Origin of the sequence: Paraburkholderia sp. SIMBA_054 (assembly GCF_046534875.1) — a bacterium.
Classification (GTDB): domain Bacteria; phylum Pseudomonadota; class Gammaproteobacteria; order Burkholderiales; family Burkholderiaceae; genus Paraburkholderia; species Paraburkholderia hospita.
Genome location: NZ_JAWRXV010001004.1, coordinates 1 through 262 on the forward strand (window position 1 = coordinate 1; position 262 = coordinate 262).

A 262-nucleotide genomic window follows, 5' to 3' on the forward strand; every position below is an offset into this window, starting at 1 on the left:
CCCGATTCCTGTAACAGCTTCAGCGCCGCACCGCCCGCGCCGATAAAGACAAATTTGGCGCGGATGTTCTGTGCAGTGCCGTTTTTCAGATCGGCAACAGTAACGGTCCAGGTGTTATCGTCATTACGCTTTAGGGCGCGGACTTCGCTGCTGAGTTGCAGCGAGAAGTTAGATTTCTTCTGCAAGGAAGCAATTAACTGGCGGGTGATCTCGCCATAGTTCACATCAGTGCCAATTTCTGTGCGTGTTGCCGCTACTTTCT

1 protein-coding gene is annotated in these 262 nt (G+C 52.3%); it reads right to left on the reverse strand.

What is annotated here, in order from left to right; genetic code table 11:
• A partial coding sequence (locus SB822_RS58165) for a malate:quinone oxidoreductase (protein WP_410859251.1) occupies positions 1–262 on the reverse strand: 262 nt, incomplete at both ends.